Consider the following 25,402-nt stretch of genomic DNA (forward strand, 5'->3'; position numbering starts at 1 on the left):
AAAATGAAAAAAATGGTACTTGCTGCACTGCTTGCTGGTTTTAGCCTGAGCGCTACGGCGGCTCAGACGATTCGTTTTGCGACCGAAGCCTCTTATCCTCCTTTTGAGTTTGTGGATGCGGACAACAAGATTCAGGGCTTTGATGTCGATCTGGCCAATGCGCTGTGTAAAGAGATTGACGCGACCTGCACCTTCACCAATCAGGCGTTCGACAGCCTGATCCCAAGCCTGAAATTCCGTCGTTTTGATGCGGTGATGGCGGGAATGGATATCACACCAGATCGTGAAAAACAGGTCCTGTTCACCAAGCCTTACTACGACAACTCCGCGCTGTTTGTTGCCCAGAAAGGCAAAGTTGCCAGCGTGGAAGCGCTGAAAGGCAAGCGGGTTGGCGTCCAGAACGGCACCACGCATCAGAAATACCTGACTGAGAAACACAGCGAGATCACCACCGTTCCTTACGACAGCTATCAGAATGCGGTGCTGGATCTGAAAAATGGCCGTATTGATGCTGTGTTCGGTGACACCGCAGTCGTCAACGAATGGCTGAAGCAGAATGCCGCGCTGGCTGCCGTTGGTGAGAAAGTCACGGACAAAGCCTACTTTGGTACCGGCCTGGGCATTGCGGTACGTACCGGTAACACCGATCTGCAGACCAGATTCAATGGCGCGCTGGATAAGATCAAAGCAGACGGCACGTACAAAACCATCTACAGCAAATGGTTCCAGCAGTAATCTCTGATGAATGAAATGATGACCCTCGCAAGCGCCGCCGGCATGACCGTCGGCCTTGCTGTTTGTGCTCTCATCGCTGGCCTGGTGCTGGCGATGATTTTCGCTGGCTGGGAGTCACTGCGCCTGAAACCGCTGGCGTGGATTGGCACCGGCCTGGTAACGCTGATCCGCGGCCTGCCGGAAATTCTGGTGGTGCTGTTTATCTATTTTGGCGCCTCACAGCTGCTGCTCACCCTCTCTGACGGCTTCACCCTGAATTTCGGCCTGTTTCAGTTACCGATTCAGGTTGAAATTGAAAACTTCGACGTCAGTCCGTTCCTGTGCGGTGTGATAGCGCTGGCGATGCTCTATGCCGCCTATGCCTCGCAGACGCTGCGCGGCGCGCTGAAAGCGGTGCCGATGGGTCAGTGGGAGTCGGGTCAGGCGCTGGGCATGAAAAAATCGGCCATCTTTCTCCGGCTGATTATGCCGCAGATGTGGCGTCACGCCCTGCCCGGTCTGGGCAATCAGTGGCTGGTGCTGCTGAAAGATACTGCGCTGGTCTCGCTGATTAGCGTCAACGATCTGATGCTGCAAACCAAAAGTATCGCCACCCGCACGCAGGAGCCGTTTACCTGGTTCCTGGTGGCGGCCGCTATCTACTTAGTGATCACGCTCTTCAGCCAGGCGGTGTTACGCCGCATCGAACTGCGCACCACCCGCTTTGAACGGGGGAACAGCTAATGCTGGCCTATCTGCCTGAACTCCTGAAAGGGTTGCATACCAGCCTGACGCTGACGGCAGCCTCGCTGGTCGTGGCCCTGCTGCTGGCGCTGCTCTTCACCGTGGTGCTGTCGCTGAAAACGCCGGTGTTCAACCCGCTGGTCAAAGGCTTTATTACGCTGTTTACCGGCACACCGCTGCTGGTGCAGATTTTCCTGATCTATTACGGTCCGGGACAGTTTCCCTCGATCCAGCAGATCCCCTGGCTGTGGCATTTACTGTCGCAGCCCTGGCTGTGCGCGATGCTGGCGCTGTCGCTGAACAGCGCGGCTTACACCACGCAGCTGTTTTACGGTGCGGTGCGTGCGATTCCTTCCGGACAGTGGCAATCGTGTGCCGCGCTCGGCATGAGCCGCAAAGATACCCTGCGCATTCTGCTGCCGTATGCATTTAAACGCGCCCTCTCCTCCTACTCCAATGAAGTGGTGCTGGTGTTCAAAGGCACCTCGCTGGCCTACACCATCACCCTGATGGAAGTCATGGGCCACGGTCAGTTGCTCTATGGCCGCACCTACGACATCACGGTCTATGCCGCGGCGGGTCTGGTTTATCTCTGCGTTAACGGTTTGCTGACGCTGATGATGCGGCTGATCGAAAAGCGCGCCCTGGCCTTCGAACGACGTAACTGATATCCGGGCGAGGCCCCTCGCCCTTTTCGCCTGAAAAATCACACTAATTGCATAAAAATGCATTTTATGGCAGGGTATCGCCTTCTCTGGCTGACCACATCACAGGAATCATAAAATGAAAAAATGGATTGTTGCCGCTGCGCTGGCTTCGCTGGCACTTACCGCCCAGGCAGCGGAAAAGATTCGCTTCGCCGCCTCAGCGACCTACCCGCCGTTTGAATCCCTGGATCGGGAAAATAACCTGGTGGGATTCGATATCGATCTGGCCAAAGCGCTGTGCCAGCAGATGAAAGCGGAGTGTACCTTTACCAACAATGCCTTCGACAGCCTGATCCCGTCACTGAAGTTCCGCCGCTATGACGCGGTGATTTCCGGCATGGATATCACCACTGAGCGCAGCAAGCAGGTCGATTTTACCCAGCCTTATTACGCTAACTCCGCCATCGTGATCGCCCGTAAAGGCCAGTTCAGCAGCTTTGCTGAGCTTAAGGGCAAGCGCATTGGCGTGGAAAACGGCACCACTCACCAGAAGTACCTGCAGGATAAGCATCCGGAAGTGAAAGTGGTGGCCTATGACAGCTATCAGAATGCGATTCTGGATATGAAGAGTGGCCGGCTGGATGGCGTGTTTGGCGACAGCGCGGTGGTGAATCAGTGGCTGAAGACCAATGCGGATCTCGCCACTGTCGGTGAACATGTTACGGATGCGGACTACTTTGGCACCGGTCTCGGCATTGCCGTGCGTAAAGGCAATACGGCGCTTCGCGATCAGTTCAATCAGGCGCTGAACGAACTGAAAGCCAACGGGAGCTGGCAGCAGCTTAATCAGAAGTGGTTCCCGGAGTAATCACCGGCTGAGGCAGCCTCTGCCGATGCTTTCCCGGACTCGTGCTGACGGCGGGTTAACAGCGTCAGCACTTCAAAATGGGCGGTGTGGGGAAACATATCGAACAGTTGCACCTTCGTCACCTCATAGGCGCTCAGTCGGGCAATATCCTGCGCCATGGTCTGCGGATTGCAGCTTGAATAGAGCAGATAATCCGGAGCCATCTGGCTGAGATAGTCACACAGCGCCTCACCAATCCCACGACGCGGCGGATTAACCAGCACCAGCTGCGGCACCGCATCGCGTCCGGTCGCAAACGCCGTAGAATCCAGCGCCGCAAACTGCACTTTTTCCAGTCCCAGCATCTCAGCGGAACGCTGGGCGCATTTTATCGCCTCGGCGCTGATCTCAATGCCCGTCAGTTCCATCTCCGCTGTCGCGCAGTGCAGACCAAAACCGCCTACGCCGCAGAAGAGATCCCACATGCTGTTGACCGGCAGCGCCCTGACCCAGTCGCGCGCGGTGGCATAGAGTGCGCTGGCAACCTGCGGGTTGGTCTGGAAGAAGCTTTGCGGGCGGATCCACAGCGGCACGCCGTTGAAGTTCTCTGCCAGCGACTGCGCGGGCGTCAGCGCAATCTCCTCTTCCCCCTCCAGAATCGCCATATGCACCGGCTGAATATTGGCAGAGATCACCGCCAGCTGCGGCAGTTGCTGTTGCAGCCACGGCAATGCGGCGCGCAGCTGTTCCAGTTTCGCGGTTGAACGCAGGACAAAGCGCAGCATCACGCCGCCCTGCTGGCTTTCGGTTATCAGCAGGAATTTGAGTTCGCCGCGTTTGCGCGCCACGTTATAGGGCGTCAGTCCGGCACGGGCGATAAAGGGCTTAAGTGCAGCAAAAACCGGCTGGAAGCTGGCGGGATAGAGCGGACAATCGCACAGATCCACAGCTTCACCATCACGATGGATTAATCCCAGCACCGGACGCTCGACGCTGCCACTCACCACCATTTTGGCTTTATTACGAAATGCCTGCTGCGGTGATGCGATCGGCGGCAACCAGGCAGCGACCGGCTGCTCAGCCAGTAACTGTTCCAGCAGCGACTGTTTGTCGTTCAGCTGAGTGGGATAGGGTTTTTCCAGCCACTGACAGGAGCGGCAACGGTTAGCGTCATAAAGCGCGCAGTGCATGGTAAAGCCTTAACGATCGGGTCGGGCGGAGCGCGATTGTATCATCGCTTCCTGAAAAAAGCGCGGCTGCTGGCAGGCAGAAACAGCAGCAGGAGCACCAGCAGATCGGGGATTTTCTGCGACAGGGTATGGTGGATAATCTGGACGTTATTGTCGCCATCAATGCTGAAAATCTCGGGGTAGATCCAGCCCAGCGAGGCGACCAGCATATAGCTGAGCACAATCACCTGCGTCGCCACATAGCCCCAGCGTCCACGGTTACTGCCGCGCATCAGGGTAAAGGCGCAGCGCAGTTCGAACAGGAAGATCAGCTGGCTGGCGACAAAGATGAGTGTCGCGTCCCAGGACTGGGCGCTGCGGTGAACAAAGTTGGCGAGTTCACTGTAACCCAGCTCGTTTGCCAGCATCAGGACGCTCAGGCATCGGGTCGCAATAATAGCAATGCCCGCAACCGTCACCGGAACCGGCGCGATTGAAAGCGTGGCACTGCATTTGAAGATTTCTGACATAGTCCGTGACTCCACCTGATCGAAAAACGGGCCGGTCAGACCGGCCCGTTCATATAGTGGCAAAGGTTACGGATTTCAGCCACGTTTAGCTTTCTGAATATCGCTTAAACGTTGTTTTTCTTCGTGTGCCATCACCCGCCAGGCGATAAAACCCACTAAACCGACCACAAACAGGATCAATGAAGCCAGCGCATTGATTTCCGGGTTAACGCCGCGTCGCACGGTGGCGAAGATCGCCATCGGCAATGTGGTGGCACCCGGCCCGGTCACAAAGCTGGCGATCACCAGATCGTCGAGTGACAGGGTAAACGCCAGCAGCCAGCCGGTCACAATAGCCGGTGCAATCATGGGCACGGTAATCACAAAAAAGACCTTCAGCGGCGTTGCGCCTAAATCCATCGCCGCCTCTTCGATGGAGCGGTCCAGCTCACGCAGACGCGAGTTGATCACCACGGCCACATAGGCGGTACAGAAGGTGACGTGGGCCAGCCAGATGGTCAGCATGCCGCGTTCACTCGGCCAGCCAAAGGCGTTACCCATTGCCACGAACAGCAGCAGCAGCGACAGACCGGTGATGACGTCGGGCATCACCAGCGGCGCGGTCAGCATAAAGGCAAAACCGTTGTGGCCGCGGAAGCGACCAAAGCGCACGATAATCACCGCCGCCAGCGTGCCCAGTACCACCGCCATGGTGGCGGAGAGACCGGCAATGCTCAGACTCAGCAGCACGGCGTCAATCATCGCGCTGTCCTGGAAGAGCACCCTGTACCAGTGGAACGAGAAGCTCTCCCACACCGTCACCAGCGGTGAGCTGTTGAAGGAGTAAACCACCAGCAGCAGCATCGGCGCATAGAGGAACAGGAAGCAGCAGACCAGAATACCGGTACGCCAGGGTGAGCGAATGGTTGGCAAATTATTCATGCCTTCTCTCCCATTTCACGGTTTTGATGCTTATGGAACCAGATGATCGGCAGAATCAGGATCAACAGAATGATAACCGCCAGCGCGGAGGCCACCGGCCAGTCGCGGTTGTTAAAGAACTCCTGCCACAGGATACGGCCAATCATGATGCTGTCCGGGCCACCCAGCAGTTCAGGGATCACGTACTCCCCCACCGCCGGGATAAACACCAGCATCGATCCGGCGATAATGCCCCCTTTTGTCAGCGGGACAATCACGCTGAAAAAGGTCTTCAGCGGACGCGCACCCAAGTCCAGTGAGGCTTCCACCAGCGAGTAATCAATGCGGGTCAGCGCGGTGTAGATTGGCAGCACCATAAACGGCAGATAGCAGTAGACGATACCGATATAGACCGCTGTATTGGTGTAGAGGATCACCAGCGGATGATCGATCACACCCAGCCACAGCAGGAACCGGTTCAGGATACCGTTGTTGTTAAGCAGCCCCATCCAGGCGTAGACGCGCACCAGAAATGAGGTCCACGACGGCAGGATCACCAGCAGCAGCAGAATGGTGCGCATGGATGGCTTGCTGTGCGCCACGGCCCAGGCAAGCGGGTAGCCAATCAGCAGACAGATCACCGTGGAGATCGCCGCCACTTTCAGCGACTGCAGATAGGCATCGACGTAGAGCGGATCGTCGGTCAGCGTCAGGTAGTTGCCGAAATTGAGCACAATGCTGAACTGGTCATCAGCCCAGCTCACCAGCTCGGTGTAGGGGGGAATCGCACGCGCAATGTCCGCGAAGCTGATCTTCAGCACCGTCAGAAACGGCAGCAGAAACAACAGCACCAGCCAGACATAAGGCAAGGCGATCACCAGCTTGCGGCCATGCTGCATTTTTATCCGCGTGGCCCAGCGTTGCAGCGGCGTGCCGACCAGTCGGGCAGGCGCTTTAGCGCGTTGGAAAATCTGGCTCATAGCCGCTCCTTAAACCGTCAACACCACGCAGCTGTCGCATTCCCAGCAGAGGCGGACTTCATCACCCCAGGTCGGCAACCCTTTGCGGTAGCGATGTGCGTTTTGCAACTGTGCGCTGATCATCTGTCCGCTGTGCAGACGGACATGGAAGATAGAGAGGTCGCCGAGATAGGCGATGTGGACCACTTCACCCACCGCAAAGTTACAGCCATCGGCAGGCACCTCATCGCACAGCATCACTTTTTCCGGGCGCAGCGCGACATGGACCGGAACGTTATCCACCACCGAGACATCGGAGTCGACTTTCAGCGGATGCATCAGGCCGGGACTGTCGATCACCAGGCCATCCGCCTGACGTTCACGCAGTAAGCCTTCGAAGACGTTAACCGAACCGATAAATTCCGCGCTGTAGCGGCTGGTAGGATGCTCGTAGATCTCCTCCGGCTCGCCAATCTGCACGAACTTGCCGCGATTCATAATCGCGATACGGCCCGCCATGGTCATCGCCTCTTCCTGATCGTGCGTCACCATCACACAGGTGGCGCCAACACGCTCCAGAATATCGACCACTTCCAGCTGCATCCTGTCGCGCAGCTTCTTGTCCAGTGCCCCCATCGGCTCATCCAGCAGCAGCAGTTTTGGCCGTTTCGCCAGGCTGCGGGCCAGCGCCACACGCTGACGCTGACCACCGGAGAGCTGGTGCGGTTTGCGTTTAGCAAACTCCTGCATATGCACCAGCGCCAGCATCTCTGCTACCCGGCTGGTGATCTCCCCTTTCGGCAGCCGATCCTGTTTCAGACCAAAGGCGATATTCTGCTCCACCGTCATGTGGGGAAACAGCGCGTAGGACTGGAACATCATGTTGATCGGGCGCTGATAGGGAGCAACGTGGGACAGATCCTGGCCATCCAGCACAATCTGCCCGCTGGTTGGCGGCTCAAAACCGGCCAGCATGCGCAGCAGCGTTGATTTACCACAGCCCGATGCGCCCAGCAGGGCAAAGATCTCACCTTTATAAATAGTCAGGCTGACATCATCCACGGCGTGTTGCCCGTCAAAGGATTTGGTCAGATTGCGAATTTCCAGCAGTGGCGTTAACGCCTTTGCGGTTTTATTTTGAGGACGGGGAATGGCATCGTTCACAAAGGTTCTCTCCGGAGCCAGGCGGAACATGGCGACAAAATTTGCCGCTAAAAATGGCACAACAGAGGCCGACACCGCGCCTCTGTTGCTGATTCATGACAGGTCAATCCGTTAAGGACGAATTACTTACCACTTTTTACTTTAGTCCATGCGCGCGTACGCACACGATCCAGTTTAGGATCCTGGACTTTCAGCACAAACAATTTCGACATCGCTTCTGGCGTCGGGAAGATACCCGGGTTGTTGCGGACGTCGGCATTGATCAACGGCAGCGACGCTTTGTTGCCGTTGGCGTAGTTCATTTTGTTGGAGACATCGGCGATCACTTTCGGATCCATGATGTAGTTCAGCCAAGCGTAAGCACCATCGAGGTTTTTCGCATCTTTCGGGATCGCCATCATATCGAAGAAGGCCAGTGCGCCCTCTTTCGGTACGCTGTAGCCCAGATGCACGCCATTTTTCGCCGCATCAGCACGGTTTTTCGCCTGCAGAATATCGCCCGACCAGCCAATGGCGACGCAGATATTACCGTTGGCCAGATCGTTGATGTACTGCGACGAATGGAAGTAGCGGATATTCGGACGCAGTTTCAGCAGCAGGTCAGTGGCCGCGCCGGAATACTCTTTGGCATCAGAGGTATTAGGATCTTTGCCCAGGTAGTTGAGCACCGTGGCGAAAATCTCTTCTGGCGCATCCAGGAAGGAGACGCCGCAGCTTTTCAGCTTCTCCAGATTTTCCGGCTTCAGCACCAGATCCCAGCTGTTGACCGGCGCATCGGCGCCCAGTGCGGCTTTGACCTTGTCGACGTTGTAGCCGATACCGGTGGTGCCCCACAGATAAGGAATGGCATATTTATTACCCGGATCGTGCTGCGCCACTTTTTCCATCAGCGCCGGATCGAGGTTTTTGTAGTTAGGCAGTTTGCTCTTATCCAGCGGCTGGAATACCCCGGACTGCAACTGACGCGCCAGGAAGCTGGAGGATGGCACCACCACATCATAGCCGGTGCTGCCCGCCATCAGTTTGCCTTCCAGGACTTCGTTGGAGTCAAACACATCGTAGACCACTTTGATGCCGGACTGCTTTTCAAAGTTCGGCACGGTATCTGGCGAAATATAATCGGACCAGTTGTAGACGTGCAGCGTTTTATCTTCCGCCATGCTGCTGGCCGATGCGGCCATCAGCGCAGCAGCTACCACAGCTGACAGCCATTTCTGACGTGAGTTGAACATATTTTTCCATCCTCCTGAGCGGGTCATTACAACGCTGCAAACCAGAGATCCCTGCATTGCGTTCTGTACAAGACGTCAGTGACACAATGAATCATTATTCAGCGGGAGTTTAATAGCAAAAACCTATAGCTGAGGCGCAGTTACGCGCCTGTTACAGCCCCGCAAGCATAGCCCCCCCGGTCAGGCTTCACCAGACCCCAGCGTAAAAAACGCCTGAAAGCGATATTTTATGCATGTTTGAGCTATGAGGTTCGGCTTTGATGGCATAAACCACGACTAATATCTGGCGTTAAAGGGCAAAATGCAGAATAAAAAATTATCGCGGCAGCGGATGGCGGGCATAAAAAAGCCGTCTCAGGGACGGCTTAGTGTGTGACCATGTCGGGCTTAGTGCAGCACAGAATGAACGCTGGTCACCGGAACGTGCTCTTCTTCTTCGCCCACGATCAACAGATTGTTGGCAAAGGCTTCCAGGATCACCATGGAGATCTGCTCTTCACTCTGTTTCATAAAGTGCGAGAACTGACCAAAGGTTAACCCGGCGGTGGTAATCATTGACTGACAGACAATGAGTTTCGGCAGATTATCATCCTGAATGTCGATAAATGCTTTCACCGTCAGCGAACTGGCATTGATCTGCGACAAATCGCCAACCAGTGGAATCAGCGCCGTCGGCTTCACTTCAGCCAGCGCCGAAAACAGAATGACGTTGTCGACCAGATCGATTTTGGCGTCAAACACCCCATCGAAGTTTTGCATGTGCGGCAGATGAAGTGCCTGACAGGCATCGCATTCGAACCAGGTGATATTTTGCTGATCCAGCCAGCGACGCAGCAGGTCGATATCAGGAACGACAAGAGAATCCATCGTAAAATCCCAGTGGGGTGATAAACAGGCGACTTAGCTTACGGAAAAATGCGCGACGATGCCATGAAAACCGCTGAAAAGCGCGTGTCAGCCAGCGGTTTTAGGACGGAGCCCGGGGATGGCCTGCTGCTCAATCCGTTCGATCATCAGGACGGCGATGTTAAGGTCAGTGCTGGTTTCAATGCCTTCAAGACCGGGCGAGGCGTTAACTTCCATCACCAGCGGGCCGCGATGGGCGCGCAGAATATCGACGCCCGCCACTTCCAGCCCGAGCGTAGCCGCCGCTTTCACGGCGATCTGGCGCTCCTGTTGCGTAATGACGACGGGATAAGCTTTGCCGCCGCGATGCAGATTAGAGCGGAAGTCGCCCTCTTTCGCCACCCGCTCAATCGCTGCCACCACCTGATTGCCAATCACCAGACAGCGAACATCACGACCCTGCGCTTCTTTAATAAACTCCTGCACCAGAATATGGGCATTCAGGCCGCGAAAGGCATCGATAACGCTTTCTGCCGCCTGCCGCGTTTCCGCCAGCACCACGCCAATGCCCTGGGTGCCTTCCACCAGCTTGACCACCAGCGGCGCACCGCCGACAAGGGCGATCAGATCAGCGGTGTCATCGGGTGAGGAGGCAAAGCCGGTGACCGGCATGTCGATGCCTTCCCGTGCCAGCAGCTGCAGCGAGCGCAATTTGTCACGGGTGCGGGTAATGGCGGCGGACTCATTCAGCGGATAACTGCCGCACATCTCAAACTGTCGCAGCACGGCCGTGCCATAAAAAGTGATAGGGTTGCCGATGCGCGGGATAACCGCATCAAAATGGCCCAGCGGTTCACCACAGTAGTGAACCGCCGGTGAGGCGGGATTAATATTCATATAGCAGGAGAGCGGATCGAGGATCCGGACCTGGTGGCCGCGCGCGGCGGCCTCCTCACGCAGTCGCCGACTGGAGTAGAGCGTCTCATCACGTGACAGGATAGCTATCTTCATCGCTGCTCTCCCTTACTGGCTTAACGCGTGGCCCAGCCCTGCTGATGCAGATAATCGAGCATAAACGGACGCGTCTCTTTAATGATCAGGCGCTGGATCAGCTCACTCCAGGTTTCGCTACGCTGGTTGCTGCCGCGCTGCTGATAATAGAGCTCTGTGCGGCTATCGTATTCGGCCAGTACCGCCGGATCCAGCGGCTGATAGCGGTTCTCATGCACCAGCATCGCGTGCGGCATACGCGGTTTGACGTCCGGCTTTGACTCCGGATGGCCCAGGCAAAAACCAAACAGCGGCAGGACAAATTTCGGCAGGCCCAGCAGTTCTGTCACTTCCGCGATGCTGTTACGAATTCCGCCGATAAAGACGCCGCCCAGATCCAGCGATTCCGCTGCGACCATAGCATTCTGACCCATCAATGCGGTATCGACGCAGCCCAGCAGCAACTGCTCAGCACGACCCAGCTGCGCATCAGGGCAAATCTGCAGGTGGCGATTAAAGTCAGCACAGAAGATCCAGAACTCAGGCGCATCCGCGACCCAGGTCTGTCCGCCCGTCAGCGTCACCAGCTTGTCGCGCAGGGCTTTATCGGTGATACGGATAATGGAAGAACACTGTAAAAAACTGGATGTGGACGCCGATTGCGCCGCAGTAATAATCGCTTCACGCTGTGCTTCGCTGACCGGCTGGTCAGTAAAGGCGCGGATTGAACGATGGCTGCACAGTAAATCAATGGTCGGTGTCATAAAGTCTCCAGCAATATTATCTTTTTTTGTCAGTTTGATTAAACAGCTGTGGTGCTATCGCTTTCGCGGTGCGCCACATTAACAGCCAGGCAGCAGGCAGCATCAGAACCACGCCAGCAATAAACAGCACAGTGGCCAGCGTTTTTACATCCGCCTTGTCTGGCAGCGGAAGCCAGTGGTTAATCATCAGCAGCGCGGCCACGATTAACAGGCCGCCAGCCGCCTCCAGCACCACCACAAACCGGGGTAATCTGGCTACACTCTGCATGATATCCTCCTGCCTAAGCGGCTGACTGAGCGTCAATTATGGTCAACAACCCAAAAATTGCGCGAGATACACGGACTGCCGGCGCGAAAAAGCCTCTGATTCAGAGGCTTCCTGACCGGGCAGCGATAGCGTGCGGGCATCAGACTAACAGGCAAATCCTGCTTTCCTTAAGCGATACGAGCGGGCATCATGGTTGCCATTCTCTGTTTCATTGTGTGATACACATCACATAATAGTCGCTGCAAGGAGTTTTCAATGATTGCTGTTATTTTTGGTCGTCCGGGCTGTCCCTACTGTGTGCGTGCCCATGAACTGGCCGACAAGCTGACCGCTGAACGTGATGATTTTAGCTATCAGTATGTCGATATCAACGCAGAAGGCATTACCAAAGCCGACCTGGAAGCGAGCGCCGGTAAACCGGTCAGCACCGTGCCACAGATTTTCGTCGACGAAAAACATATCGGTGGCTACACCGAGTTTGCGGCCTGGACCAAAGAGAATCTGGGATTTGCCGCGTAAGCGCTGATAGCCGGAATGAAAAAGGCGAGCCAGGATTTTCCTGTCTCGCCTTTTTGCGCTCTGCCTGACACCCGTCACCCGGCACTGTTTAATTGAGTGAGGCCATCACTATCTGCATCAACCGCACCAGCAAAGCCCCGCAGCCTGCCCAGAACAGCGCGCTAAGGCTCCATGCGACCACAAAAAGTGCATTGCTGTGGATAAACAGGCTGCTGTTTAACAGCAGTGCTGCCAGTAACGTTCCCCACAGTCCCATCAGCAGAGTGCTTTTTAACGGGCTTTCCACCTGCACCAATGCCATCACGATACCGGGCAACATAAAGAGCAGTAATTCGGGCTGACCGCGAAGCGGGCCGGGACCGACCTGCCAGAAATGACAGGTAAAGACAAACACCAGACTGTACAACACCACGCCGCACAGGCGGGTAGTCCAGAGATAAGAACGCTGCGGCATACCACCCCACTGATTAAAAGTAACCCCGACAATAACCTGCTGATAACCCTGATGCGTTCAGATGGAAATAAAAAGAAACAGTTCGCTGTGGCAACGAATGAAAACAGCCAATGGCTGTGAAAGATATTTGTGATTAGAATAGCGCCGCGGTAAAGGTTCCATTTGCAGTACTGATGCAACAGCACCTCAACGGCCTGCTCACGATAGCGAAAAACAGGCTACTCTTCAATAGGTTACATGTAAACAAGAAGTTAAACAGTGAATATTAACGTCGCAGGATTGTTAAGCGGAAATGACATTTTGTTATTGTTTGTCGTTTTAGCGCTCGGCCTCTGTCTGGGTAAGTTGCGTCTGGGCTCGGTTCAGCTGGGAAATTCGATTGGCGTATTAGTGGTTTCGCTCTTATTAGGCCAGCAGCACTTTACGATCAATACCGATGCATTGAGTCTGGGCTTTATGCTGTTTATTTTTTGTGTCGGCGTCGAAGCCGGTCCCAACTTTTTTTCCATTTTCTTTCGCGACGGCAAAAACTATTTCATGCTCGCCATCGTCATGGTGGTCAGCGCACTGTTGCTGGCGCTGGGACTGGGCAAACTCTTTGGCTGGGATATCGGTCTCACCGCCGGCATGCTGGCCGGGTCGATGACCTCAACGCCGGTGCTGGTCGGAGCGGGCGATACCCTGCGGCAAAGCATCAGCGATCCGAAGCAGCTTGGACTGATGCAGGATCAGCTGAGCCTCGGTTATGCCGTGACCTATCTGATAGGCCTGGTCAGTCTGATTTTCGGCGCACGTTATCTGCCCCGTCTGCAACATCAGGATCTGCCCACCTGCGCCCAGCAGATCGCCCGGGAGCGCGGTCTGGATGCGGACAGCCAGCGCAAAGTTTTCCTGCCGGTGATCCGCGCCTATCGCGTCGGTCCGGAACTGGTGGCATGGAGCGGCGGCAAAAACCTGCGCGAACTGGGTATCTATCGTCAGACCGGTTGCTACATTGAGCGCATCCGCCGCAACGGCATTCTCGCCAGTCCCGATGGCGATGCGGTGTTACAGCTCGGTGATGATATCTCGCTGGTGGGCTATCCCGATGCTCACGCCCGGCTCGACCCCAGCTTCCGCAACGGCAAAGAGGTTTTTGACCGCGACCTGCTGGATATGCGCATCGTCACTGAAGAGATCGTGGTGAAAAACCACAATGCGGTAAATAAACGCCTCAGCAAGTTAAACCTCACCGATCACGGCTGCTTCCTGAACCGGGTGATACGCAGTCAGATTGAGATGCCGATCGACGACAGTATCATGCTGAACAAAGGTGATGTGCTGCAGGTCAGCGGCGAGGCACGACGAGTGAAAAGCGTGGCGGATCGCATTGGCTTTATCGCGATTCACAGTCAGATGACCGATCTTTTAGCCTTCTGCGCCTTCTTTATCGTGGGTCTGATGATTGGTCTGATCACCTTCCAGTTCAGCAATTTCAGTTTTGGTATTGGTAACGCAGCGGGCCTGCTGTTTGCCGGTATTATGCTCGGCTTCCTGCGTGCCAACCATCCGACCTTTGGTTATATTCCGCAGGGCGCGCTCACTATGGTGAAAGAGTTCGGTCTGATGGTGTTTATGGCGGGTGTGGGATTGAGTGCCGGTAGCGGCATTAATCACGGCCTGAGCAGCGATGGTGCGCTGATGCTGCTGTGCGGCCTGCTGGTCAGCCTGATTCCGGTGATCATCTGCTATCTGTTTGGTGCTTATGTGTTGCGGATGAACCGCGCCCTGCTGTTTGGCGCCATCATGGGCGCACGTACCTGCGCACCGGCCATGGAGATCATCAGTGATACGGCACGCAGCAATATCCCGGCGCTGGGCTATGCCGGGACCTATGCCATCGCCAACGTGTTGCTGACGCTGGCGGGAACGCTGATTGTGATTATCTGGCCGATATTGCCCCTATAAAATTTTTTTGCCTGCGTCCAGAACTTTATTGTTAAGGGATAGTCATAATAAGTGCCACTGCTTTTCTTTGAAATCCCCAAATTGTGGAGCCCGCTGGTCTTTTTCCCGGCGGGTTTTTTTATGCCCTTTTTTCGTCCCTGCCCGTCATTCCCCCCTGATTCGCAACTGCATGTGTCATAAAACTTAAACCGTTACACAACTCAACGGCAGATTAAGAGCCTTTCTATAGACGAACAAAACGGTAAAAAGCAGGATAGACCGCTGTTTAGTTAGCAATTTGTGCTGACTGATTGGGTGAGCGAGTTGTCGCTGACCGTTTTTTTGCCGCTGTTATCGGGCCGGGCTGGCGGGATGCTGCCAGCTGCCGTTAACCGGACTGTCTGCTGAGGAATTTATCCCGAAATGGAAGAGCTGAACCATTCACTGTTTACTGCCATTAATGCCACACCGGCTTCACCCGCCTGGTTACTGCAGCTGGCGACGTTTTTTGCCAAAGATCTGATCGCCATCGTGCCGCTGTTAATCGTAGCGATGTGGCTCTGGGGACCGCGTGATCAGGTGTCTTCGCAGCGGGTGCTGGTACTGAAAACCGGTGTGGCGCTGATCTATGCGCTGGCGATCTCCTGGTCTGTGGGCCAGCTGTTGCCGCATCCCCGCCCTTTCGCTATCGGTTTTGGTTATCAGTTCCTGCATCACGCCGCCGATGACTCCTATCCCAGCGATCACGGCACGACGATATTCACCTTTGCACTGGCCTTTATCTTCTGGCATCGCCTCTGGTCAGGTGTGGTTCTGATGGTGGCCGGTTGCGCTATTGCCTGGTCGCGGGTCTACCTTGGCGTTCACTGGCCAATGGATATGCTGGGCGGGTTCCTGGTGGGGCTGCTGAGCTGTCTGGCTTCGCATCTGGCGTGGCAGTTCTATGGCGAGCGGATGCTGGCAGTGATCAATCCACTCTATCGGTCGCTATTTGCCGTGCCGATTCGCAAAGGCTGGACGCAGGATTAAGAAAGGGACGCGTTAGCGTCCCTGAAGCTGTCGGAAAAAAACTGCACCTGACAGCGGTGAGATCGAGCCTGCGCAGGGAACTGGGTCAGATCGGAAAGACGCAAAAACCGCCATCCATGGCATGCTCGGCCCGCGCCATCCCTGGCGCGGGACGCTTTCCTCTTCTGACCCAGCTCCCTGCGCGCTGAGCTAATGCGTTGCGGTTAGATCCTGTTTTAGAAACAGCGCTCGTCTGAGAGGAACATATCAGCGTCCCTGCTTACTTATGAAAACCACTTCCCGAACCAGCCATTGAATTTCATCATCACGAAATCAATCATCCGGCTGAAGAACCCGCCTTCCGGCACATCCTGCATCACCACCAGCGGCCGCTGCTCAATCGTTTTTCCGTCCAGCTGGAAATCGATGGTGCCGACCACCTGATTCTTCTTCAGCGGGGCTTCGAGCTGCGGCGTAGTGAGTCTGAAACTCGCCTTCAGATTCTTCATCTGCCCTTTAGGGATGGTCAGCGCAGCATCTTTCGCTACGCCCAGATTGACCTGGCTGCGATCACCGAACCAGACCCGCTGCTGCGCAAACGGCGCATCCGCTTTAATCGGCGTGACCGTTTCAAAGAAACGGAAGCCCCATGTCAGCAGCTTTTCACTTTCGCGGAAACGAATCGCATCGCTGGCGGTGCCCAGCACCACCGAGATCAGACGCATATCCCCTTCGGTTGCTGAAGCGACCAGATTATTCCCCGCGCCTGAGGTGTGGCCGGTTTTGACGCCATCAACCTTGAGATTGGTGCTCCACAACAGGCGGTTGCGGTTGATCTGGCGAATATTATTGAAGGTGAACTCTTTCTCTTTATTCAGCGCGTACTCTTCGGGCACATCGCGGATTAGCGCCTGAGCAATCAGCGCCATGTCACGCGCGGTACTGTACTGCCCTTCTGCATCCAGACCATGCACCGTCATAAAGTGGGTATTCTGCAGTCCCAGCGCCTTCACGTAGTTGTTCATCAGGCCGATAAACGAATCCTGACTGCCCGCGACATAATCCGCCAGCGCAATACAGGCGTCATTGCCGGACTGGATCACGATCCCCTTATTCAGCTCATGCACCGGAATACGATCGCCCGGCTTGAGGAACATCAGCGACGAGCCGCGCAGCTTAGGATTGCCGGTGGCCCAGGCATCCTGTCCGACGGTAACCAGGTCATCCGGCTTGATTTTCCCCGCTTTAATCGCCTGACCCACAACATAGCTGGTCATCATTTTAGTCAGACTGGCGGGGTCGAGGCGCTGATCGGCACTGGATTCGGTTAACACCTTACCGCTGGCGTAGTCGATCAGAATCCACGCTTTAGCATCAATGCCTGGCGCGGCGGGAGCCTGCTCAGCAAAAACGCTGACGGGGGCAAGAATCAGTAATGAAGTGGCAGCAAGGTGCCGCAGGCGAGATGTGAAGCGAGTGTTTGTCATGGGCTTGGCCGGATTGTCCTTGTTAAATCGAAATTCCAGGGGCAGAAAATTCTCACTCAAACGCTAACCCTTGACGGCAGCGAAAAAAACCGTCGAATCGTAAAGTTTTTTAGAGTTTAGTAGAGTAACCCTGGCATAAGTGCCGCGCGCGTGCCGCTTTTCCCCGATTCTGTCGCTATCAAAACTGCGTGAAATTCCGATTTTTCGCAGAAGAGTTAAGCCCGTCACAAATATCAGTTAACCTGAACGCCAGTCAGCCGAGGAGACCGACCATGGACTTAGCCCTTTTTGATCTGGATGAAACACTCATTTGTGAAGACAGCACCAGCCTGTGGCTGCGCTGGCTGGTATCACAGGGATTCGCTCCCAGTGAACTGATTGATCAGGAACAGGCATTAATGAGCCAGTACTATGCCGGTACGCTGTCGATTGAAGAGTATATGAATAAAACACTCTCCCCCCTGGCGGGCATGGCCACGCTTACCGTTGAAGGCTGGGTGCGCCGCTTCATTCACCGCGACATCATGCCACGCGTTTATCCTGCAGCCCGCGAGCGGATTGAGTGGCACCGGGCGCGTGGCGACAAGGTCATGATCATCTCCGCCAGCGGCGAGCATCTGGTGGTGCCGATTGCAGAAAAGCTGGGTGCCTGCGGCGCGCTGGCGATTGGCGTTGAAATCGTGGACGAGCGCTACAGCGGCAACACTTACGGCACCATGACCTATAAAGAGGGCAAAGTCACGCGACTGGGTGACTGGAAAGCGCTGCAGCAGGACGAGGCCTTTGACCGCACCTGGGCCTACAGCGATTCGATGAACGACCTGCCGCTACTGGAACAGGCCGATCATGCCCATGTCATCAACCCTGACGAACAGTTACACAAGGAAGCGTTAAACCGCGGCTGGCAGGTTTATCACTGGGCGCGCTGACTCAGAGCCTGGTCCATCAGGCGTAACTGTTGCTGGCAGCCTGGACACGGACAGCGCGGAACAATCCGTAGTACACGTAGTCCGTGAGGATTACTCGCTGCGCTCGCCCCTTCAGGGCCGCCCTGACGGGCGTTCAGGTTGCTAAAGCAGCCTGTGTGAGCACTGCCCAGGCCCAGACTGACCAATAAAATAGCCCGGGGACAGGCTCTTAGCCGCGGGACGCACCAGCGTCCTGCGCTAATCCCACTTTCAGCAGCTTGCCATTGGCCTCATCGGTCAGCACATAGAGCCAGCCATCCGGCCCCTGACGCACATCGCGAATGCGCGCCTTCTGATCGTCCAGCAGACGCTGCTCTTCCACCACTTTCTCGCCGTTGATACTCAGACGAATCAGGTTTTTCTCTTTCAGAGCGCCGATAAACAGCGAGTTTTTCCACTGCGGAAAACGGGCGCTATTGTAGAACGCCATGCCGCTGATGGCCGGAGAATCCTTCCAGTGATAAAGCGGCGGTTCGGTACCCGCAACCTGTGTGCCTTGTGACTCCGGCACTTTGTCACCGCTATAGTCGATGCCGTAGGTTGCCAGCGGCCAGCCGTAATTCTTGCCCCGCTCCATGATATTCACTTCATCGCCGCCGCGCGGGCCATGTTCATTTTCCCATATCTTGCCGGTCCAGGGGTTAAGCGCCAGCCCCTGCGGATTACGCAAACCATAGGCCCAGATCTCTGGCCGTGCGCCGCGCTGTTTCGCAAAGGGGTTATCGTCCGGCACGCTGCCATCGGCGTTGAGCCGCAGCAGTTTGCCCTGCAGCTTATCGAGATCCTGCGCAGCGCTGCTGGCAAAGTTATCGCCGAAGGCGATCCAGAGATAGCCCTGGGTATCAAACGCCAGCCGGGTACCGATGTTGTTGCCGCTGGAGAGCATCGGCGTCTGCCGAATCACCTCGCGGAAATCGCTGAGTTGCCGGTTATCCTTGCTCAGCGTGCCCACGCCTACCACCGCGCCCGCTTTGCCACTGCTGTTCGCTTCGGTATAGCTAAGCCAGACGCGACGACTGGTGGCAAAATCGGGTGCCAGCACCACGTCCAGCAGGCCACTCTGCCGTTCTGCCCAGACCTTTGGCACGCCCTGGATCGGCTGCGACAGGCCGCTCTCCGGGCTCCAGCTGCGCAGTTGTCCGCTACGTTCGGTAATCAGCAGCGTTTTGTTGTCGGGCAGGAAGGCGACGGACCATGGATGTTGTAACTTATCCTGTAATACCTCGACCTTTACGTCGGCGGCAAACAGGGGGGCGGTACAGAACAGGGAGCCACTTAGCAACAAGGCAGTTGAGAAACGGGCCATAACGATCTCCTGACGGGATAGAATGCCCTTAAGCGTAGTCAGCCCCTCTGCAATGATGTTGAGGATTTACAAAAGATTAATCAGGGCGACAGCGCTCTGCTGTCGCCCGTCAGAGTCAGGGCGCGTTAAAACTTACCGTGTCACGCACCATCGTATCGATACCAGGCTTCAGCTCGTCAAAGGTGATCGGCGTATTGCTGTTACTGACCGTTTTGCCAAAGGCTTTGCGAACCACCCGGATCATCGGTTTGCCCGTCACCGCATCGCTGGCTTCTATCTCCAGAAACAGTTCGCTGTTCTGAGTACGATGCCCTGACGCCGCCATGGTGCTGGCAACGACCGCGGCAACCGGTACCACTTCATAAAACTGCACGCCCTGATTTTCTGCTGACACGGCGGTAATGGCGGCCCTTACCTTCAGAGTATGCGGCGTAGCCTGATTCACCAGCGGCAGGCGGGTGGCTATCGCGCCTTTTAGCTGGATCTCGGTGTAACTGAGCACCTGATCCAGCGTTTGCTGAGTGATGCGTGGCGTGGGGTGCGCCGCCGGGTAGTAGATCAGCGATGTATAAAGCACATCTTTATAATGGCTGCTTTGATAGTCGGGTGATATCCAGCGCAGAGTCGGTTCACCACTGGCTGACGACGTCGGTTGCAACTGGCTGTAATCGCTTAAAAAACCTGAATATTGCTGCTTATCAGCAACATGAGAAGTACAACCACTGAGCAGCACGGCAGAGACCGCCAGAAGAGCAGCAACGGAAGTTTTACGCATCATCAACTCGCTTGTATCAGGAAGGTTTAAGCAAGCATAGATAAGCCAGAGGGGAAATGCAGAATAACAGAGGCGATTTAACGCTGTTATGCAGAATAAATAGCAGGAAAACCCGCTGCAGAGCACAGCGGGCGAAAAAGATTACTCAAAGCAGGTATCAGGATTCTCAGACAGGGTGATGAACTGTTTGCCACCCTGGGTCAGCGCCATAATGGTGCCGCTTTCGATATCGTAAACCCAGCCGTGCAGACGCAGCTTACCGTTACGCAGCGCGACGGAGACGGAAGGATGGGTTTTCATGTTGTTCAGCTGGGCGATGACGTTCTCTTTGACCATCTCGTTCAGCTTCTTCTCTGGCGAGTCATACTCACGCTGCTCAACCACCGCTTTTGCCGCATCGGCATAGCGCAGCCAGTGCTCAACCGCAGGCATGGTATCCATGCAGGCGCAGGAGGCGATGGCGTTCATGGCACCACAGTTAGAGTGACCACAGATGATGATGTCGGAGACGCCCAGCGCGACCACCGCATATTCGATAGTGGCGGAGACACCGCCTGGCTCCGGGCCGAATGAGGGAACGATGTTGCCCGCATTGCGGATAACGAACAGCTCTCCTGGCTCCTGCTGCGTCACCAGTTCAGGCACCAGACGGCTATCTGAACAGGAGATGAACAGCGCTTTCGGATTTTGATTTGATGCCAGGCTTTTGAAAAGATCCTTCCTTTCAGGAAACACATTCTGCTGGAAATTCAGAAATCCGTTGATGATCTCTTTCATTATTTAGCTCTCACATTATCCATTTCATTACCTGAGGGGCATAGCCCCCTCAGTGGGGTTTGCCCGTTTATTATTAATGAAAACAAGTGAATATCAACCCGCCTTTTACCGGATGCTCTAAACAGCGGCCACTGTCAGCGTTTCGCTTGTTCATCAGTCAGAGGCTCCGCAGCCAATTTCTTTTTATAGCACGGGAAGTTATTGGAAAAAGCACGGTTTGAACCGCCCGTTTTTTTGCCTGTGCTGTGGATCGGCTTTTACGCGTTTTTTCACTACTTTACGCCCCCGGCTCGCCAGCAGAAAAGGTTTCTCTTCTGCTGCTGCCTGAGCTTATCTGGCAAGCGTGGCGGGCTATGGCGTTTTAGGGCGTAGCGAAACGGCTGCGCATCTGGCAGCACGGGCGCTGCAGCAGAACCGTTGCAGGCAAGGAATGAGGGATAAGATTGAGCAGGACGGGTTCATTAAAACAACCCCGGCAGCAGGAGGTAACAGCTGCCGGGAGAGCAGGATTAACGCTTAGCCATACTGCTGCTGATGCGCTTTTTTACGTCGCAGATAGTCTTCATCTGCACGAAGTTTGTCCCAGTAGCCTTTGAAAACAGCCGCCGCCGCGGCTTTTTCCTCGTTGACGCCGCGCGGCAGCTCCTTGCCATCCGCATCATATTTGCGTCCGCCCTTGTGGTTGCTGTAACGGCGCGCACGGGTATACCCCATCTGAATAAATTTGCGCGCCATATCCATGCCGACAAAATCATCTTTGCGCCGATACTCCTCAAACAGCGCCATGATTTTCTCAGCCGACTCTTCAGCAATGGGAACGGTACGAAAACGCCAGTGTGGCAGTATTTCGCCTTTATAAGGCTCGACCATCAGCACACCCTGCTCACCACGCCCGACCTGATAAAGCTCGGGGTGCTGGCGGAAGTCGATAGTGCTGAAGTCCTGATCATAATCGAAAGGTTTCATCTCTTTAGTTTAGGATCAAGTGCGTCGCGCAGCCCGTCTCCGAGTAAATTAAATGCCAGAACGGTGAGGAAGATGGCCAGGCTGGGGAAAATTGCCACGTGAGGCGCGATAACCATGTCGGCCCGCGCCTCATTCAGCATTGCACCCCACTCCGGCGTAGGCGGTTGTGCGCCCAGCCCCAGAAACGACAGGCTGGCCGCGGTAATGATTGAGGTACCGACCCGCATGGTGAAATAGACCACAATCGGCGATACCGTGCCGGGCAGGATATGCCGCATCAGGATAGTCCAGTCAGAAGCGCCGATGCTGCGTGCCGACTCAATATAGGTCTGATGCTTCAGCACCAGCGTATTGCCGCGAACCAGCCGGGCAAAAGCCGGGATACTGAAGATAGCGACCGCCACAATCACATTACTCATGCCGCTGCCCATAATCGCCACCACCGCAATCGCCAGCAGAATGCCGGGAAAGGCAAACAGCACATCGCAGATACGCATGGTGATGCGGTCCCACCAGCCTTCGTAATAGCCGGCTAACAGACCAAAGAATGTGCCGATCAGCGCGCCGATCACTACCGAAAAGAAGCCCGCAATCAGGGAAATCCGCGTGCCGACCAGCACCCGACTGAAAATGTCACGCCCCAGCGAATCGACGCCAAACAGATGCATCAGCGAGGGGCCGTCATTGAGCCGGTCATAATCGAAGTAGTTCTCTGCGTCGAACGGCGCAATCCACGGGGCAATAACCGCCAGCACAATCAGTACCAGCACAAACAGCCCGGCCAGCAGCGCCACCGGCTGCCCTCTGAAACGCCGCCAGAATTCACGCCACGGCGTTCGCACCCGATTCTCCGCAATCAGCGGCATCGTTTTCAGTGCCGCTTCGCGTCGCCAGTTTTTCATCGCGACTCCTTAAAGCGAATAGCGGGATTAATCACCGCATAGAGCATGTCGACAAACAGGTTGATCAGAATAAACTCCAGTGAAAACAGCAAAACTTCCGCCTGAATAACCGGGTAGTCGCGCATCGCCACGGAATCGACCAGCAGTCGCCCCAGGCCCGGCCAGTTAAACACCACCTCGACCACGATCGAGCCGCCCAGCAGGAAACCAAACTGCAGCCCCATCATCGTTACCACCGGGATCATGGCGTTGCGCAGGCCATGCTTGACCACCACCAGCGACTCGCGCACCCCTTTGGCCCGGGCGGTCCGCATATAATCTTCCTGCATCACCTCCACGAACGAGGCACGGGTAAAGCGCGCCATCACCGCCGCCACCGCCGCACCCAGGGTGATGGAGGGCAGAATGTAATGTTTCCAGCTCTCTGCACCGACGGTTGGCAGCCATCCCAGTTCAACTGAGAAGACCTGCATCAGCAGCATGCCCAGCGCAAAGGCGGGAAACGAAATGCCCGACACCGCCAGCGTCATCCCCAGTCGATCGGGCCAGCGATTGCGCCAGACAGCAGAAACGATGCCGATTGCCATGCCAAAAATCACGGCCCAGATCATGCTGACCAGCGTCAGCCACAGGGTCGGCATAAAGCGTGAGGCGATCTCCTCCGCGACCGGCCGCTTCGAGACCATCGACTGGCCGAAATCGCCCTGCAGCGCATTCAGCATAAAGTGCCAGAACTGCTGCGGCAGCGGCAGGTCGAGTCCTAGCTCCTGACGCACCAGCGCCACAACCGAGGCATCGGCTTCCGGCCCGGCGATCAGACGCGCCGGGTCGCCCGGCAGCAGGTGAACAAACAGGAACACCAGCACCGCCACAATCAGCAGCGTGGGGATCAGCCCAAAGAGTCGTTTGAGAAAATAGTTAAACATGCAACATCCTGCAGCTGCGGCCAGCCTCACGGGCTGGCCGGCTCCGTTACTTCAGAGTTGCCTCATCGAAATTGAATGAGGTATCGGGCATCACATAAAAACCGCTGAGGTTTTTGCTGTTGGCAGAAACCAGCTGCTCAACTACCAGTGGGATCCATGGGTGATCCTGCCAGATGGTATCCTGCGCATCTTTGTAGAGACGCGCTTTCTCGGCACGATCGGTGGTTTTCAGCGCATCAGCCAGATCTTTATCGACCTTAGGATTGCTGTAAAACGCGGTATTGAAGATCGCCGGTGGCCAGGCCGTAGTAGCAAACAGTGGCGTCAGTGCCCAGTCCGCTTCGCCGGTTGAGGCGGACCAGCCGGTGTAGAACATGCGCACGCCGCTCTCTTTCTGGCCCTTGCCTTCTACTTCAGCGGCACGCTGACCCGCATCCATCGCCGTAACTTTAACTTTCACGCCAACCTGCGCCAGCTGCTGCTGGGTGAACTGCAACACTTTCTGCGCGGTGCTGTGGTTATGTGACGACCAGAGCGTGGTTTCAAACCCGTTCGGGTAACCCGCCTCTTTCAGCAGGGCTTTCGCTTTGGCCGGATCGTAGCTGATGGCCGGATAGGTCTGAGCGAAGTCGATGGTGGGCGGCACGATGCCGGTAGCAGGCGTGGCGTAACCGGAGAACGCCACTTTCGCCAGCGCCTGACGGTTGATGGCATACTCCAGCGCTTCACGCACCTTCGGATTATCGAACGGCTTCTGAGTGACGTTAAGGCTGATGTAACGCTGCATAATCGATGGCGTGGTTACCACAGCAAGCTTGCTGTTCTTCTCCAGCAGTTTTGCCTGCTCATAGGGCACCGGGAAAGCAAAGTTCGCTTCGCCGGTCTGCAGCATCGCCGCGCGGGTGTTGTTATCCACCACCGGTCGCCAGGTAATGCTGTCCAGCTTCGGATAGCCCGGCTTCCAGTAGCCGTCCCACTTCTTCACCTTCACAAAATCGGTCTGGTTCCAGGTTTCAAACACAAACGGGCCGGTTCCTACCGGATGGAAACCGATCTCTTTGCCATATTTTTTCAGCGCGGTAGGCGAAATCATCGCTGCCGCCGGATGGGCCAGGATGTTGATAAAGGCGGAGAACGGCTCTTTCAGCGTTACTTTTACCGTAGTTGGATCCACCACTTCGGTGCTGGCGATATGTTTAAACAGGTTGTAGCGCTTGAGATGGTTATCCGGGTTGCTGGCACGATCGAGGTTGACCTTTACCGCTTCCGCATTGAAGTCAGTGCCATCCTGGAATTTAACTCCGGAACGCAGCTTAATGGTGTAGGTCAGGCCGTCGGCGCTGGCCTGATAGCTCTCAGCCAGCACGTTAGTGAGCTTCATCTCTTTATCAAAGCCAAACAGGCCCTGATAGAAGGATTTCGCGACCGCCTGCGACAGCGTGTCGTTGGCGTCATAGGGATCGAGAGTGGTGAAGTTGGACGCGACGGCAATCACCGCATCCTGTGCTGCCCAGGCGGGCAATGCCATTGCGCTGCTTAACACGCCAGCCGCCAGTAACCCTTTACGCATCGTAATCTGCATCTTGTTCTCCTGTAATCCCTGTCGGGTTGGTC

27 protein-coding genes are annotated in these 25,402 nt (G+C 55.8%); 8 read left to right on the plus strand and 19 right to left on the minus strand.

The window, feature by feature from the left end:
- Nucleotides 1–3: 3 nt before the first annotated feature.
- The 4 genes from artJ to HFD87_RS01545 all read left to right on the plus strand — a co-directional run bounded on the left by artJ (nucleotide 4) and on the right by HFD87_RS01545 (nucleotide 2,973).
- Entirely contained in the window at nucleotides 4–735 is a 732-nt protein-coding gene (gene artJ, locus HFD87_RS01530) for an arginine ABC transporter substrate-binding protein (RefSeq protein WP_031593157.1), read from the plus strand.
- Between the two features lie 6 nt (nucleotides 736–741).
- On the plus strand, nucleotides 742–1,458 hold the full coding sequence (artQ, locus tag HFD87_RS01535) for an arginine ABC transporter permease ArtQ (protein ID WP_010254430.1): 717 nt from the start codon (nucleotides 742–744) through the stop codon (nucleotides 1,456–1,458).
- Nucleotides 1,458–2,126 carry an arginine ABC transporter permease ArtM gene (artM, locus tag HFD87_RS01540; protein ID WP_031593159.1) on the plus strand — a complete coding sequence of 223 codons (669 nt, stop codon included), beginning with the start codon at nucleotides 1,458–1,460 and terminating at the stop codon, nucleotides 2,124–2,126. The genes artQ and artM overlap by 1 nt, the downstream gene beginning before the upstream one ends.
- 115 nt (nucleotides 2,127–2,241) lie before the next feature.
- On the plus strand, nucleotides 2,242–2,973 hold the full coding sequence (locus tag HFD87_RS01545) for an arginine ABC transporter substrate-binding protein (protein WP_010254425.1): 732 nt from the start codon (nucleotides 2,242–2,244) through the stop codon (nucleotides 2,971–2,973).
- Here HFD87_RS01545 and rlmC read toward each other — a convergent pair.
- The 10 genes from rlmC to HFD87_RS01595 all read right to left on the minus strand — a co-directional run bounded on the left by rlmC (nucleotide 2,952) and on the right by HFD87_RS01595 (nucleotide 11,774).
- Entirely contained in the window at nucleotides 2,952–4,142 is a 1,191-nt protein-coding gene (rlmC, locus tag HFD87_RS01550; RefSeq protein ID WP_010254424.1) for a 23S rRNA (uracil(747)-C(5))-methyltransferase RlmC, read from the minus strand. The genes HFD87_RS01545 and rlmC overlap by 22 nt on opposite strands.
- A gap of 41 nt (nucleotides 4,143–4,183) precedes the next feature.
- Nucleotides 4,184–4,651: a YbjO family protein gene (locus tag HFD87_RS01555; RefSeq protein ID WP_167422854.1), complete on the minus strand. Its 468-nt coding sequence runs from the start codon at nucleotides 4,649–4,651 to the stop codon at nucleotides 4,184–4,186.
- 75 nt (nucleotides 4,652–4,726) lie between these two features.
- Entirely contained in the window at nucleotides 4,727–5,572 is an 846-nt protein-coding gene (gene potI, locus HFD87_RS01560) for a putrescine ABC transporter permease PotI (RefSeq protein WP_010254422.1), read from the minus strand.
- Complete coding sequence (potH, locus tag HFD87_RS01565) at nucleotides 5,569–6,531, minus strand: putrescine ABC transporter permease PotH (RefSeq protein WP_010254421.1); 963 nt, start codon at nucleotides 6,529–6,531, stop codon at nucleotides 5,569–5,571. The genes potI and potH overlap by 4 nt, the downstream gene beginning before the upstream one ends.
- A gap of 9 nt (nucleotides 6,532–6,540) precedes the next feature.
- Entirely contained in the window at nucleotides 6,541–7,674 is a 1,134-nt protein-coding gene (gene potG / locus HFD87_RS01570; protein WP_010254420.1) for a putrescine ABC transporter ATP-binding subunit PotG, read from the minus strand.
- 122 nt (nucleotides 7,675–7,796) lie between these two features.
- Complete coding sequence (potF, locus tag HFD87_RS01575; RefSeq protein WP_010254418.1) at nucleotides 7,797–8,906, minus strand: spermidine/putrescine ABC transporter substrate-binding protein PotF; 1,110 nt, start codon at nucleotides 8,904–8,906, stop codon at nucleotides 7,797–7,799.
- 387 nt (nucleotides 8,907–9,293) lie between these two features.
- Entirely contained in the window at nucleotides 9,294–9,773 is a 480-nt protein-coding gene (locus HFD87_RS01580; RefSeq protein WP_022625960.1) for a YbjN domain-containing protein, read from the minus strand.
- An 87-nt stretch (nucleotides 9,774–9,860) separates the two neighbouring features.
- On the minus strand, nucleotides 9,861–10,763 hold the full coding sequence (gene rimK, locus HFD87_RS01585; protein ID WP_167422855.1) for a 30S ribosomal protein S6--L-glutamate ligase: 903 nt from the start codon (nucleotides 10,761–10,763) through the stop codon (nucleotides 9,861–9,863).
- A gap of 20 nt (nucleotides 10,764–10,783) precedes the next feature.
- Nucleotides 10,784–11,506, minus strand: coding sequence for an oxygen-insensitive NADPH nitroreductase (gene nfsA / locus HFD87_RS01590; RefSeq protein ID WP_158149446.1), 723 nt, complete (start codon nucleotides 11,504–11,506; stop codon nucleotides 10,784–10,786).
- Between the two features lie 16 nt (nucleotides 11,507–11,522).
- Nucleotides 11,523–11,774, minus strand: coding sequence for a DUF1418 family protein (locus HFD87_RS01595; protein ID WP_010669739.1), 252 nt, complete (start codon nucleotides 11,772–11,774; stop codon nucleotides 11,523–11,525).
- A 255-nt stretch (nucleotides 11,775–12,029) separates the two neighbouring features.
- Here HFD87_RS01595 and HFD87_RS01600 point away from each other — a divergent pair, with 255 nt between their 5' ends.
- The gene (locus tag HFD87_RS01600; RefSeq protein WP_010254413.1) at nucleotides 12,030–12,293 is read left to right on the plus strand and encodes a GrxA family glutaredoxin; all 264 of its coding nucleotides are present in this window, start codon (nucleotides 12,030–12,032) and stop codon (nucleotides 12,291–12,293) included.
- Nucleotides 12,294–12,381: 88 nt separating this feature from the next.
- Here the strand turns inward: HFD87_RS01600 and ybjM are convergent, their stop codons facing one another.
- Complete coding sequence (ybjM, locus tag HFD87_RS01605; RefSeq protein ID WP_010254412.1) at nucleotides 12,382–12,747, minus strand: inner membrane protein YbjM; 366 nt, start codon at nucleotides 12,745–12,747, stop codon at nucleotides 12,382–12,384.
- Nucleotides 12,748–13,005: 258 nt separating this feature from the next.
- On the opposite strand from ybjM, the gene HFD87_RS01610 reads away from it, so the two are divergent.
- Together HFD87_RS01610 and ybjG are read left to right on the plus strand one after the other, a co-directional pair.
- Nucleotides 13,006–14,694, plus strand: coding sequence for an aspartate:alanine antiporter (locus HFD87_RS01610; RefSeq protein WP_010254410.1), 1,689 nt, complete (start codon nucleotides 13,006–13,008; stop codon nucleotides 14,692–14,694).
- 402 nt (nucleotides 14,695–15,096) lie between these two features.
- Nucleotides 15,097–15,702 carry an undecaprenyl-diphosphate phosphatase gene (gene ybjG / locus HFD87_RS01615; RefSeq protein WP_167422856.1) on the plus strand — a complete coding sequence of 202 codons (606 nt, stop codon included), beginning with the start codon at nucleotides 15,097–15,099 and terminating at the stop codon, nucleotides 15,700–15,702.
- A gap of 263 nt (nucleotides 15,703–15,965) precedes the next feature.
- Here the strand turns inward: ybjG and HFD87_RS01620 are convergent, their stop codons facing one another.
- Nucleotides 15,966–17,168 carry a serine hydrolase gene (locus HFD87_RS01620; protein WP_010254406.1) on the minus strand — a complete coding sequence of 401 codons (1,203 nt, stop codon included), beginning with the start codon at nucleotides 17,166–17,168 and terminating at the stop codon, nucleotides 15,966–15,968.
- A gap of 272 nt (nucleotides 17,169–17,440) precedes the next feature.
- Here HFD87_RS01620 and HFD87_RS01625 point away from each other — a divergent pair, with 272 nt between their 5' ends.
- On the plus strand, nucleotides 17,441–18,097 hold the full coding sequence (locus HFD87_RS01625) for an HAD family phosphatase (protein WP_022625965.1): 657 nt from the start codon (nucleotides 17,441–17,443) through the stop codon (nucleotides 18,095–18,097).
- 208 nt (nucleotides 18,098–18,305) lie between these two features.
- Here the strand turns inward: HFD87_RS01625 and HFD87_RS01630 are convergent, their stop codons facing one another.
- The 7 genes from HFD87_RS01630 to gsiB form a co-directional block, all read right to left on the minus strand.
- The gene (locus HFD87_RS01630; RefSeq protein WP_010254401.1) at nucleotides 18,306–19,442 is read right to left on the minus strand and encodes a PQQ-dependent sugar dehydrogenase; all 1,137 of its coding nucleotides are present in this window, start codon (nucleotides 19,440–19,442) and stop codon (nucleotides 18,306–18,308) included.
- A gap of 115 nt (nucleotides 19,443–19,557) precedes the next feature.
- Nucleotides 19,558–20,217, minus strand: coding sequence for a DUF3313 domain-containing protein (locus HFD87_RS01635; protein WP_167422940.1), 660 nt, complete (start codon nucleotides 20,215–20,217; stop codon nucleotides 19,558–19,560).
- A 141-nt stretch (nucleotides 20,218–20,358) separates the two neighbouring features.
- Nucleotides 20,359–20,994 (minus strand): carbonic anhydrase, encoded by a 636-nt coding sequence (locus HFD87_RS01640; RefSeq protein ID WP_010254395.1) that lies wholly within the window; start codon nucleotides 20,992–20,994, stop codon nucleotides 20,359–20,361.
- A gap of 516 nt (nucleotides 20,995–21,510) precedes the next feature.
- A complete protein-coding gene (locus tag HFD87_RS01645; RefSeq protein WP_010254385.1) occupies nucleotides 21,511–21,960 on the minus strand; it encodes a DUF4385 domain-containing protein in 450 nt (149 codons plus the stop codon).
- Nucleotides 21,957–22,862, minus strand: coding sequence for a glutathione ABC transporter permease GsiD (gene gsiD / locus HFD87_RS01650; protein ID WP_010254377.1), 906 nt, complete (start codon nucleotides 22,860–22,862; stop codon nucleotides 21,957–21,959). Before gsiD ends, HFD87_RS01645 begins: the two co-directional genes overlap by 4 nt.
- Nucleotides 22,859–23,788, minus strand: coding sequence for a glutathione ABC transporter permease GsiC (gene gsiC / locus HFD87_RS01655; RefSeq protein WP_010254376.1), 930 nt, complete (start codon nucleotides 23,786–23,788; stop codon nucleotides 22,859–22,861). Before gsiC ends, gsiD begins: the two co-directional genes overlap by 4 nt.
- Nucleotides 23,789–23,834: 46 nt before the next feature.
- Entirely contained in the window at nucleotides 23,835–25,370 is a 1,536-nt protein-coding gene (gene gsiB / locus HFD87_RS01660) for a glutathione ABC transporter substrate-binding protein GsiB (protein ID WP_010669736.1), read from the minus strand.
- Nucleotides 25,371–25,402 lie beyond the last annotated feature (32 nt).

Source organism: Pantoea sp. EKM21T, assembly GCF_011800405.1.
Classification (GTDB): Bacteria; Pseudomonadota; Gammaproteobacteria; order Enterobacterales; family Enterobacteriaceae; genus Pantoea; species Pantoea agglomerans.

What these genes read in the sequence shown, in the direction of transcription:
- artJ (WP_031593157.1), top strand. Translation starts at nt 4, where the DNA reads ATGAAAAAAATGGTACTTGCTGCACTGCTTGCTGGTTTTAGCCTGAGC.
- artQ (WP_010254430.1), top strand. Translation starts at nt 742, where the DNA reads ATGAATGAAATGATGACCCTCGCAAGCGCCGCCGGCATGACCGTCGGC.
- artM (WP_031593159.1), top strand. Translation starts at nt 1,458, where the DNA reads ATGCTGGCCTATCTGCCTGAACTCCTGAAAGGGTTGCATACCAGCCTG.
- HFD87_RS01545 (WP_010254425.1), top strand. Translation starts at nt 2,242, where the DNA reads ATGAAAAAATGGATTGTTGCCGCTGCGCTGGCTTCGCTGGCACTTACC.
- rlmC (WP_010254424.1), bottom strand. Translation starts at nt 4,142, where the DNA reads ATGCACTGCGCGCTTTATGACGCTAACCGTTGCCGCTCCTGTCAGTGG.
- HFD87_RS01555 (WP_167422854.1), bottom strand. Translation starts at nt 4,651, where the DNA reads ATGTCAGAAATCTTCAAATGCAGTGCCACGCTTTCAATCGCGCCGGTT.
- potI (WP_010254422.1), bottom strand. Translation starts at nt 5,572, where the DNA reads ATGAATAATTTGCCAACCATTCGCTCACCCTGGCGTACCGGTATTCTG.
- potH (WP_010254421.1), bottom strand. Translation starts at nt 6,531, where the DNA reads ATGAGCCAGATTTTCCAACGCGCTAAAGCGCCTGCCCGACTGGTCGGC.
- potF (WP_010254418.1), bottom strand. Translation starts at nt 8,906, where the DNA reads ATGTTCAACTCACGTCAGAAATGGCTGTCAGCTGTGGTAGCTGCTGCG.
- HFD87_RS01580 (WP_022625960.1), bottom strand. Translation starts at nt 9,773, where the DNA reads ATGGATTCTCTTGTCGTTCCTGATATCGACCTGCTGCGTCGCTGGCTG.
- rimK (WP_167422855.1), bottom strand. Translation starts at nt 10,763, where the DNA reads ATGAAGATAGCTATCCTGTCACGTGATGAGACGCTCTACTCCAGTCGG.
- nfsA (WP_158149446.1), bottom strand. Translation starts at nt 11,506, where the DNA reads ATGACACCGACCATTGATTTACTGTGCAGCCATCGTTCAATCCGCGCC.
- HFD87_RS01595 (WP_010669739.1), bottom strand. Translation starts at nt 11,774, where the DNA reads ATGCAGAGTGTAGCCAGATTACCCCGGTTTGTGGTGGTGCTGGAGGCG.
- HFD87_RS01600 (WP_010254413.1), top strand. Translation starts at nt 12,030, where the DNA reads ATGATTGCTGTTATTTTTGGTCGTCCGGGCTGTCCCTACTGTGTGCGT.
- ybjM (WP_010254412.1), bottom strand. Translation starts at nt 12,747, where the DNA reads ATGCCGCAGCGTTCTTATCTCTGGACTACCCGCCTGTGCGGCGTGGTG.
- ybjG (WP_167422856.1), top strand. Translation starts at nt 15,097, where the DNA reads ATGGAAGAGCTGAACCATTCACTGTTTACTGCCATTAATGCCACACCG.
- HFD87_RS01620 (WP_010254406.1), bottom strand. Translation starts at nt 17,168, where the DNA reads ATGACAAACACTCGCTTCACATCTCGCCTGCGGCACCTTGCTGCCACT.
- HFD87_RS01625 (WP_022625965.1), top strand. Translation starts at nt 17,441, where the DNA reads ATGGACTTAGCCCTTTTTGATCTGGATGAAACACTCATTTGTGAAGAC.
- HFD87_RS01630 (WP_010254401.1), bottom strand. Translation starts at nt 19,442, where the DNA reads ATGGCCCGTTTCTCAACTGCCTTGTTGCTAAGTGGCTCCCTGTTCTGT.
- HFD87_RS01635 (WP_167422940.1), bottom strand. Translation starts at nt 20,217, where the DNA reads ATGCGTAAAACTTCCGTTGCTGCTCTTCTGGCGGTCTCTGCCGTGCTG.
- HFD87_RS01640 (WP_010254395.1), bottom strand. Translation starts at nt 20,994, where the DNA reads ATGAAAGAGATCATCAACGGATTTCTGAATTTCCAGCAGAATGTGTTT.
- HFD87_RS01645 (WP_010254385.1), bottom strand. Translation starts at nt 21,960, where the DNA reads ATGAAACCTTTCGATTATGATCAGGACTTCAGCACTATCGACTTCCGC.
- gsiD (WP_010254377.1), bottom strand. Translation starts at nt 22,862, where the DNA reads ATGAAAAACTGGCGACGCGAAGCGGCACTGAAAACGATGCCGCTGATT.
- gsiC (WP_010254376.1), bottom strand. Translation starts at nt 23,788, where the DNA reads ATGTTTAACTATTTTCTCAAACGACTCTTTGGGCTGATCCCCACGCTG.
- gsiB (WP_010669736.1), bottom strand. Translation starts at nt 25,370, where the DNA reads ATGCAGATTACGATGCGTAAAGGGTTACTGGCGGCTGGCGTGTTAAGC.